The sequence below is a fragment of the Psychrobacillus antarcticus genome (assembly GCF_029533155.1).
Lineage (GTDB): Bacteria > Bacillota > Bacilli > Bacillales_A > Planococcaceae > Psychrobacillus > Psychrobacillus antarcticus.
In genome coordinates, this window is sequence record NZ_JAIZDB010000048.1 from 19708 (window position 1) to 28445 (window position 8738).

At 36.4% G+C, this 8738-nt stretch carries 8 protein-coding genes; 7 read left to right on the forward strand and 1 reads right to left on the reverse strand.

Going from position 1 to position 8738, the window contains the following annotated elements; genetic code table 11:
- The first annotated feature begins 270 nt into the window (after positions 1–270).
- The 6 genes from LDK52_RS19080 to LDK52_RS19105 all read left to right on the forward strand — a co-directional run bounded on the left by LDK52_RS19080 (position 271) and on the right by LDK52_RS19105 (position 7200).
- Positions 271–1251 (forward strand): substrate-binding domain-containing protein, encoded by a 981-nt coding sequence (locus tag LDK52_RS19080; protein ID WP_277587503.1) that lies wholly within the window; start codon positions 271–273, stop codon positions 1249–1251.
- Positions 1248–2711, forward strand: a complete 1464-nt coding sequence (locus LDK52_RS19085; protein WP_277587504.1) for a sensor histidine kinase — start codon at positions 1248–1250, stop codon at positions 2709–2711. The genes LDK52_RS19080 and LDK52_RS19085 overlap by 4 nt, the downstream gene beginning before the upstream one ends.
- The gene (locus tag LDK52_RS19090) at positions 2686–4233 is read left to right on the forward strand and encodes a response regulator (protein ID WP_277587505.1); all 1548 of its coding nucleotides are present in this window, start codon (positions 2686–2688) and stop codon (positions 4231–4233) included. The genes LDK52_RS19085 and LDK52_RS19090 overlap by 26 nt, the downstream gene beginning before the upstream one ends.
- A 12-nt stretch (positions 4234–4245) precedes the next feature.
- Complete coding sequence (xylF, locus tag LDK52_RS19095) at positions 4246–5307, forward strand: D-xylose ABC transporter substrate-binding protein (protein WP_277587506.1); 1062 nt, start codon at positions 4246–4248, stop codon at positions 5305–5307.
- Between the two features lie 116 nt (positions 5308–5423).
- A complete protein-coding gene (locus LDK52_RS19100) occupies positions 5424–5600 on the forward strand; it encodes a hypothetical protein (RefSeq protein ID WP_277587507.1) in 177 nt (58 codons plus the stop codon).
- Positions 5601–6621: 1021 nt separating this feature from the next.
- Positions 6622–7200 carry a lysozyme inhibitor LprI family protein gene (locus tag LDK52_RS19105; protein WP_277587508.1) on the forward strand — a complete coding sequence of 193 codons (579 nt, stop codon included), beginning with the start codon at positions 6622–6624 and terminating at the stop codon, positions 7198–7200.
- A gap of 229 nt (positions 7201–7429) precedes the next feature.
- Here the strand turns inward: LDK52_RS19105 and LDK52_RS19110 are convergent, their stop codons facing one another.
- Positions 7430–8026: an AAA family ATPase gene (locus LDK52_RS19110; RefSeq protein ID WP_277587509.1), complete on the reverse strand. Its 597-nt coding sequence runs from the start codon at positions 8024–8026 to the stop codon at positions 7430–7432.
- Between the two features lie 520 nt (positions 8027–8546).
- Here LDK52_RS19110 and LDK52_RS19115 point away from each other — a divergent pair.
- A partial coding sequence (locus LDK52_RS19115; protein WP_277587514.1) for a nucleotidyltransferase domain-containing protein occupies positions 8547–8738 on the forward strand: 192 nt, incomplete at its 3' end.

Genomic DNA, 8738 nt, shown 5'->3' on the forward strand with positions numbered 1-8738 from the left:
TTTGGCACCCTTATATAAGGGTGCCATGTATTATATATGGGGCTTACTTGCTTTCATTTGTTATTTACTTGCGCTCGGTAATCACTTACTTTCGGACAAGTAAACAATACTTGCTTACAATCTATGTTTACTTGCTCTCATATGTGAATGCTTGCGGAATGGATAATTCTACCAAAATTTAAGCCTAGAAAGCACCTAGATATAGCATTGTCAATTTCCATATGGGTGTTATTATGGAAGAAACTAGCTTATGGAAAGGGGGAGGTAGAGGTGCGGAAGAAGATTGTTCTTCTATTAGGTACATTAATTATCATTTTCAGTTATTTAACGATTGTATCTGCAACAAAGGCTTTTCGAACTACAAGTGAATTACCTGTCTCCCTTTCCGAGATGGAGGATTCTGTTCGTCTTGTACTAATCACGCAAGAGCTCGATACCCCCTTTTGGAATAAGGTCGGACTAGGGGCCAAAAAGCAGGCTAGAGAAGAAAATGTTGAGTTGGAAGTATGGGGAAGTTATGGAAGTGACGAAGACGATTTTTTGAAAAAGATGGAGATTGCTATTCATTCTAAAGTAGATGGGATCATCGTTCAGGGCTTAGACACCGAGGAATTTAAAGAACTGTCCAAAATTAAAGCTGCCTTTTATGGAATACCTGTTATCACAGTAGCTAATGACGTTCCGGTGGAAGAAAGTTTACGCAAAACATATGTCGGCTCCGACCAGTTCGGGGCTGGAAAAATGGTCGCTTATCAACTCATTAAAGAAATGGGTATATCTGGCGAAGTGATTATTCTTAGGGATGAAGTACAGGCATATTATCAAAAAGAACGTTTAGCGGGGATACAGAATGTCCTCGAGAAATACCCGGAGATTGACATCATTATTAGAGGCACAGAGGCTACAAATGAACAAGTGATCTCGACAACCCAACAGCTTATGAATGAAGCACCGAGAGCTACGGCATTTATTGCGATTAATGCAAATTATGCTGGACCTATGATTCAAGAGATTGGAAGACGAACACAGGTAGAGCCGTTTCATATATATACGTTTGATGATGGAGTCGAATCGAGCTCTCTTTTAGAACAGGGTAAACTAGATGGTATTTTAGAACAAAAACCAGAGGAAATGGGTCAACAAAGTGTGAAGTGGATCATGGAATGGATTTCTGGAAAGACTGTTCCTCTTAAATCAGATGGTTATTTGACGGAAACGAATATGCTTACATCGGATGGTGATAAGCCATGACAACTATTCAACGAAAGATTTGGCTACTCGTTTCGGTTATGCTACTCATCATGGGAATTATTTGGATGATGCTGACATATTACAATCAGCAAACACAAGAACAAACAAATACAATTCTGCAACGTTATTTACGCATGAATGAAGTAACGATAGCTAGTCAGAAAATGATTACCGATTTAAATAATTATTTGCTAGATCCTACTGAGATACATAAAGTACAGATAGAAAAAAGTATTAAAACAATTGAGGAGGTACAAAAAGATGTAGCAAAGCTTCGCAATGAAGAAAATGCATTTTCTGTTTCGAATTATATACATTTAATCGATAGTTTAGTGGAGACAGCAAATCGTTCGATCCTATTTTCAGAGGAGCAGGAATTAGAGGGCTCCAAGAATGAGTTTAATGAAGCAAATCGTATATCGATGTACATATCTGAAATGACATTAACAATTTTAGAGCGGGAGTTAAAAACTTATAATCTATTTTATCGAGAAATTATCGATCAGTCAGAGGAGTTAAAAAAGCTTGGAATTTGGATACTACTCTTAGTAACGGCCGTGTTACTTTTAGCTACCTATTGGTTCTCCCTTAGTATTACAAAACCAGTGCATCAGTTAACAAAGGCTGCTAATGAGTTAGCGCAGGGACGTTTCAACCAAAAGATAAAAGTAGAATCTAATGATGAAATTGCATTTTTAGCCCAAACATTTGATGAAATGCGGATAAATATTAATGACCTGATATTGGAGATTCAGCAAAAGGCACAACTTGAGCATGAACTTCAGCAGAGTAAGTTGCTATTGAAAGAGAGCCAGTTAAAGAGTTTACAAAGCCAGATTAATCCACATTTTTTATTCAACACATTAAATACTTTGTCTAAGAAAGCTTATTTGGACGGTGCTGAAGAAACGAGCGATCTGTTAGTTAGTGTAGCTGGATTATTACGTTATAACTTAAAACGAATAGATCGTTCCGTCACACTATATGAAGAAGTACTTGTACTTTATCAATATATGGAAATACAAAAGGCACGGTTTACAGACCGTTTACATTTTGATGCACACATCGATGAATCTTGCTTACATGTTAATATTCCTAGTCTGACAATACAACCTATTATAGAAAATGCTGTCATACATGCAATAGAGCCAGAAGAGAATGGCGGTACAATATCGTTTAGAATTTTAAGAGATGGTTCTTGGATTATCATGGAGATAGAAGATAGTGGAAAAGGGATTCCACAAGAAAATATCGAGTTGCTACTAAGTGGACAAATGGATTCAAACGAAGGACATTCCACTGGAATCGGTTTTCAAAATGTAGTAAAAAGACTCCAACTATTTTACGGTGTGGATAATTTAGTATCTATTGAGAGTGTAGAGGGTATTGGAACGAAGGTAATCATAAAAATCCCAGAAACTAGGGAGGAGGTAAATGATGAGACTATTAATCGTGGATGATGAACCTATAGAGAGGGAAGGTATGGAAGCCATCTTGCAAAAGGCATTTCCAGATTTATTTATTGCACAGGCGAAAAATGGCAAAATGGCAATCGAACTAACGGATAGTTTTCAGCCTGATTTGGTATTAATGGACATAATGATGCCTGGCATGACCGGTTTAGAGGCAATTGAAATAATTCAACTTTCTCATCCCACCATCAAATTCGTCATGGTAACTGCTTTTGATATGTTTGATTATGCAAGACAGGCTATTAAACTTGGCGTGAAGGATTATTTATTGAAACCGAGTAAAGCTAGTGAAATAGTCTTAACTGTTGGAAAGGTATTGGATGAGTGCCAGATGGAGCGAGAAGTAGCCAGTAATAGTAAGATGCAGATTGACAAGTGGGAGCAAGCCCTTGTTTTGGCAGAGACAGACATTGTCACCCAATTATTATTTGACCACGTGCATGAGGTTCACATTGATATGCTGGTAGAAATGCTGGATATTCGTTCTACACTTGGAAAGTTTGTTGTAGTAGTTGTTCTACCAGAAGGAGCACAAAATTATTATTCTTCGATTAAAGCGAAGGTTAGAGAGTATGGGGATGCTTGGGTTGGTGCTTTAAACGGAAGGCAGCTTCCTCTAATCATTTTTCGAGATTCTCAGAATAGCTTTCGTTCCCAAGTAATTACTTTAGTTAAAGCCATTTTATCTTTAGATAAGGATAGTCAGGGAGCGAATTGGTTTTTAGGGATAGGTCAAATATATGAAAATCTAGAAGAAATACGCCTGTCTTATCAAGAGGCACTTATTGCGACTATGGATATATCGTTAGCAGTAAAGTATAGATTTTATATAGATGTTCCGGCACTTACTTTAGAAACAGATCATCAAATTATAAAGCAGCAACAGAAAGATTTCTTTGACCATATTCGACTAGGGGATTGGGGCGCTATTCGTACTCGTATATTGGATGTAATACAGCAATATGAAAATGTCGGTAATTCATTAATCTATACGCAACAACGAATACTAGAGTTACTTTGGGTGGTAAACCGAGTGATGGATGAAATGGGAATGGAAACAAATGCATTGTTCTTCTCCTTTCAAGCAAATGATTATAGACAGCTACGAACGGAGACATTATTACTACTTGAACAGATGAATGCTCTTTATAATGCCCATTTCGATAAAATAGAAGCCGATAAAATACATCAAATACAGCAGTATATTCGAGAACATTCGCATGAAGATATTTCTTTAGATGCGTTGGCATATCGAGTGAATTTAAGTCCTATTTATATTAGTAAAATGTTTAAGGAAAAGCTAGGCGTAAACTATATAGATTATTTAACGGAGTGTCGCATTGAAAGAGCTAAGAAATTATTAAATGATCCGGAGAAAAGTTTAAAGGAAATTACATTTGAGATTGGTTACCATGAACCGAATTACTTTAGCAAAGTATTTAAGAAAATGTGTGGGGTATCTCCGAAAGAATATAGAAAAACATTATGGAGCAAAGCAGCTGAAGTGTAGAGGGGGAGAAAGATGAAAAGTAAATTTATTACGGTTTGTCTTTTCGGGATGATCCTATTTCTATTTGCATGCACTGATAATTCTGTCCCTGAAACTCAAGAACCAGAAAAAAGTCCAATTATCCCAGACGCAGAGCCTATTAGGATTGGGTTTTCCATGGATACATTGCTGGAGGAACGTTGGCTGAAAGACCGTGAATTTTTCAAAGAAGCTGTAGAAAGCCTCGGAGCAGAAGTAGAAATTGTTGCCGCAAATGGGGACGATGCTTTACAGATATCACAAGCAGAGACACTGATTCAAAGCGGCATCGATCTGTTGGTAATCGTACCTCATAATGCAGCAGCTACTGCGGCAATCGTTCATAAAGCGCATCTTGCAGGAATTCAAGTAATTGCCTACGATCGTCTTGTTAAAAATGCGGAGCTTGATATGTACATTTCTTTTGATAATGAACAAGTAGGTAAAATGCAGGCTGAGGCTATGACAGCACTTGTTCCAAAAGGGAACTATGTCTTTATAGGGGGAGCCATCACGGACAATAATGCCCATCTATTGAAAAAGGGAGTATTCAAGGTGTTGCAACCGTATATAGAGCGTGGAGATATTCACGTTGTCTATGACCAGTGGACGAAAGATTGGACTCCTGCAAATGCTCAGGCCAATATGGAACAAGCTATTCGGAATACGAATGGTCAGATAGATGTAGTAATTGCTGCCAACGATGCTACTGCAGGTGGAGCCATACAAGCACTCAAGGATTATGGATTAGCCAGTCAAATACCAGTAGCAGGTCAAGACGCAGATCTCGCGGGTGTCCAACGAATCGTAGCTGGAACACAAACGATGACTGTCTATAAGCCTATTCAAATGCTTACCCAAAAGGTAGCAGAAATAGCGGTGGCGATGGCGAAGGGAGAAATCGTATCTGCCAATCGACAAGTAAATAACGGGAAGAAGGAGGTACCATCCTTGTTGCTACCGCCAATTGCAGTAAATATAGACAATCTCGAAAGTACTGTTATTCAGGACGGGTTTCATGCAGCAGAAGAAGTGTATGGAAGAATGGAAGAGTAAGTGGAGACCAATTCACCCAAAAAATAAGTGCAAATTTGAAAAGTTAGACTTAAATTTCTTTACAAAGAATATTCACTACCAACTAGAGCAAAATAAACTCTAGGAGGTGAATATTCATGAGTAAAAATAACAATAAAACGGTAAATGTAAGAACACACAATAGTTATGAATTGTACAAAAATCCAAAAAATAATCCAGACGAGGAATTTTCAGAAGAGTTTGTGGACATATCCAAAAATAAGATAACGAATGAAATTAATAAAAACCCGTCTAACAAAAGAAAAAATAATTAGTATATGAGAGGTGAGTTCAATTGAGCTCATCTTTTTTTAAAAGATAAGAAAGTATATAAAAATATAGCATGAACACCAGTTTTACAGGACTTTTAAGAATGATTAATACTACTGATTTCCGTTTCAGGTGGAGTACAAAGGCTAATAGCGCCACGTCGTGTGGCAACGCCTTTGTGACCAACATCCTGTTGGCCTCCGTGGCACGGCTTCAATCTCCTCGTCACTACGTTCCTGCGGGGCTTTCAGCTCGTGCTGTTCCCACAGGAGTCGCCACCCTGCACTCCAATCAATTAAGTGAGTAGTACTCAACTAGGAGATATTGCATAGACTCTCGCTTATAATAGAAGAGTAGTACGAGTTAATGTAGGGATAAAACCGTCTGTTGAATTTGGGAACGAAATTGAGTAATGAAGGATGAAGATAGTAGATTTCCTTTTTTACTAGTGGAAATAAGGAAAAATAGGAAGTGTCTACCCAATAAAGAAGCGAAATAGCGAACGAAATTGCATCTTCGTGAGCTTCCTCAATTATTAGGATAGTATCTTTTCTCTAGTTACCCCAAAAATGAACTAACCCGTTTCTAAAAGTTGTAGAAGGGCGACGGACAGTTAATAGCCATAAGATTACCGAGAAAAAAAGATGCTGGTCGTGACTTCAGTCACGACCAGCATCTTTAAAAAATCAAATGGTAATTATATAGCAATAAATCTGTACAAAGCCCTTTGAAAACAGTAGAAACAGGTTTAGATCCTAGAGGACCAGGCGTCTTTTTGCCCGGTTTTTCTTATATTTACTTATCTAAATTGTGATATTAAAACCTGGGGAAGCGGGAAGCGGTTTTGGGATGGCCATAATTGTTCTTGAGCTATAGAGATCTGAAATGTATGCACAATCAATGGAATTGAAAAAGTGGGAAAAGATAGAAAAATTTCCGAACTTTTCTTACTTGGTTCACGTCTAATACAATACATAATGACTTTAAAATAGTCCGGCTTAATAGGCATATACTAGGAGGAATAGTATGAAGAATTTATTAGTGTTTTTAATCCCGCTACTTTTATTAGTAGGGTGCCATAACGAGGAGACAGAACAAGCTCAAGAAACGGATTTAGAGGAAACTACTACTATTGTTGAAGAAAATAAAGAGGATACAGTGGAGGGAAATAAGAACACGAATGATAAGCCAGTAGTTAAGGAAGAACCTGTAACTACAGAAAAATCCGAGACTGTTAATATTTCAGGCACAAAAGAGAAATATTTAAAACAGTTAGATGACATTGAAAATAGTTTAGGTGATTTAAACAATCAATACAACACTGGAACACAAACAGAAATGCGCGAAGCAAAGTCGGAAATTCTAAGTAAATGGGATAATGCTTTAAATGAGATCTATGGTGTATTGAAAAAAGAGCTGTCTGCGGATGAAATGAGTAGTCTAAAAGAGGAACAGCAAAATTGGATTATACAAAGAGATAAATTGGCAAAAGAGGAGGCTTCAATTTTTGCAGGAGGAACGATGGAGGCTACTATATACGTAGCTACACAGGCAGAGCTGACGAAAGAACGTTGTTATGAATTAGTACAAAAATATATGAAGTGAAAATAGAGTTGGAAATCAGCAAATGTTGATTTCCAAATTTTTTGCGTGAGAAGAGGGAACATTATTTGGTATTAATAGTTGTACATATATTGCAGAGATAAAAGGCTATGTTAAAGATAAAGGTTGATTTAAAATGCATATAAAAATGAGCAGGCATATGTTCTCAGCTCATTATATTTTGATGTCCTTTTTTGACTAACGTACCCGTTAGTTGAAGAGAGTAACCTATTTAATTTAAAAATCGTATCTGTTTTATCTGTACTTTAATTCTGTCCAATTTTTTCTTGAATTTATTTCTCTTGTCATCGAGTAAATGAATGTCTAACATAGTTGCAATTGTTTCCACTACACTTTCGACTGTCAACTTATCAGTTTCTATTCGATGTTTAAATATATCATTTGATAACCCTTGCATACATCTATCTATTTGTTTTTCACCCCATGAATTTTTTCTCTCCCCCCTACTTCGCAGCCTCTTTTGCAATGTTTCTTTAGAAGCCCAAAGTACAAAATGATTGACTATCACTCCTTCATCTCTTAATTTCCCTACGATTTCCTCAAAATACTGTGGATTTACTAAGGTCATCGGAACAATGATAATCCCGTCATATTCACTATCTATGTATTTTAAAGTAGTGTAATTTAACTCTCGCCAGATACTATAATCTTGGAAATCACCTTTACTAATTTCTTTGGGTATATTCCTGTTAATAAAAAAACCTATGTTTTCAGGGTCATAGACAAGGGAACTAGGAATCCTTCTTTCTAATTCGTATGAAGTTTGGGTTTTCCCAGAACCAAATGCTCCATTTAACCAAATAATCATTATAATCACCCCACTTCTATATTAAATGAGTTCTACTTATAAGACGTAAATTCCTTCTTCAACTAAATGTGGCGTTAGTTGAATAAGACAATATTTAGCATCTCCTTACACTATACAATTATTTTTATAATATTCAAAATAGTGTTCTCATTAATAAGAAGTAAGAGTATAACATGAATCTTGAATCGAACTTTTGGACATATCTTTAAACATAGCAATTAACAAGCTAATTAGCATTGATTTCCCAAGTAGCAATAACCATTGTTACTTGGATGATTTAGTTTCTAATAGTTGTGTTCCAGATCAACTTTATAAAAGCGGATAATTGGTTATAAAACCACATAAAAATTCGTTTTTTATTTTAAAATAAGTAATTATGGAATTGACTCAATGAGTAAACTAATTGGATTTCCATTTAGCCGGAGATTTTGAGCTACCTATTGATACCAAGAATATATATAAGATAATTCTTTGCAGGGATATTTTCCTTTCTATCGAATTTAAATTAGAAAGGAAAGGGATGAGGGAAATGATTAAAAATAATCCTGTAGAAGCAGCTCGAAAATTTTTACATAAATATTTTCCGAATTGTAATGGAGCTTTGTTAGCAGGGAGCGTCGTTCGGGGAGAGGCGACGAATACATCTGACTTAGACATTGTGATTTTTGATGAATCAATTCCATCATCCTATCGAGAGTCGTTTATAAAATTT

Excerpts from the sequence above, each read along its gene's own strand:
- LDK52_RS19085 (WP_277587504.1), top strand. The coding sequence starts at position 1,248 with ATGACAACTATTCAACGAAAGATTTGGCTACTCGTTTCGGTTATGCTA.
- LDK52_RS19090 (WP_277587505.1), top strand. The coding sequence starts at position 2,686 with ATGATGAGACTATTAATCGTGGATGATGAACCTATAGAGAGGGAAGGT.
- xylF (WP_277587506.1), top strand. The coding sequence starts at position 4,246 with ATGAAAAGTAAATTTATTACGGTTTGTCTTTTCGGGATGATCCTATTT.
- LDK52_RS19100 (WP_277587507.1), top strand. The coding sequence starts at position 5,424 with ATGAGTAAAAATAACAATAAAACGGTAAATGTAAGAACACACAATAGT.
- LDK52_RS19105 (WP_277587508.1), top strand. The coding sequence starts at position 6,622 with ATGAAGAATTTATTAGTGTTTTTAATCCCGCTACTTTTATTAGTAGGG.
- LDK52_RS19110 (WP_277587509.1), bottom strand. The coding sequence starts at position 8,026 with ATGATTATTTGGTTAAATGGAGCATTTGGTTCTGGGAAAACCCAAACT.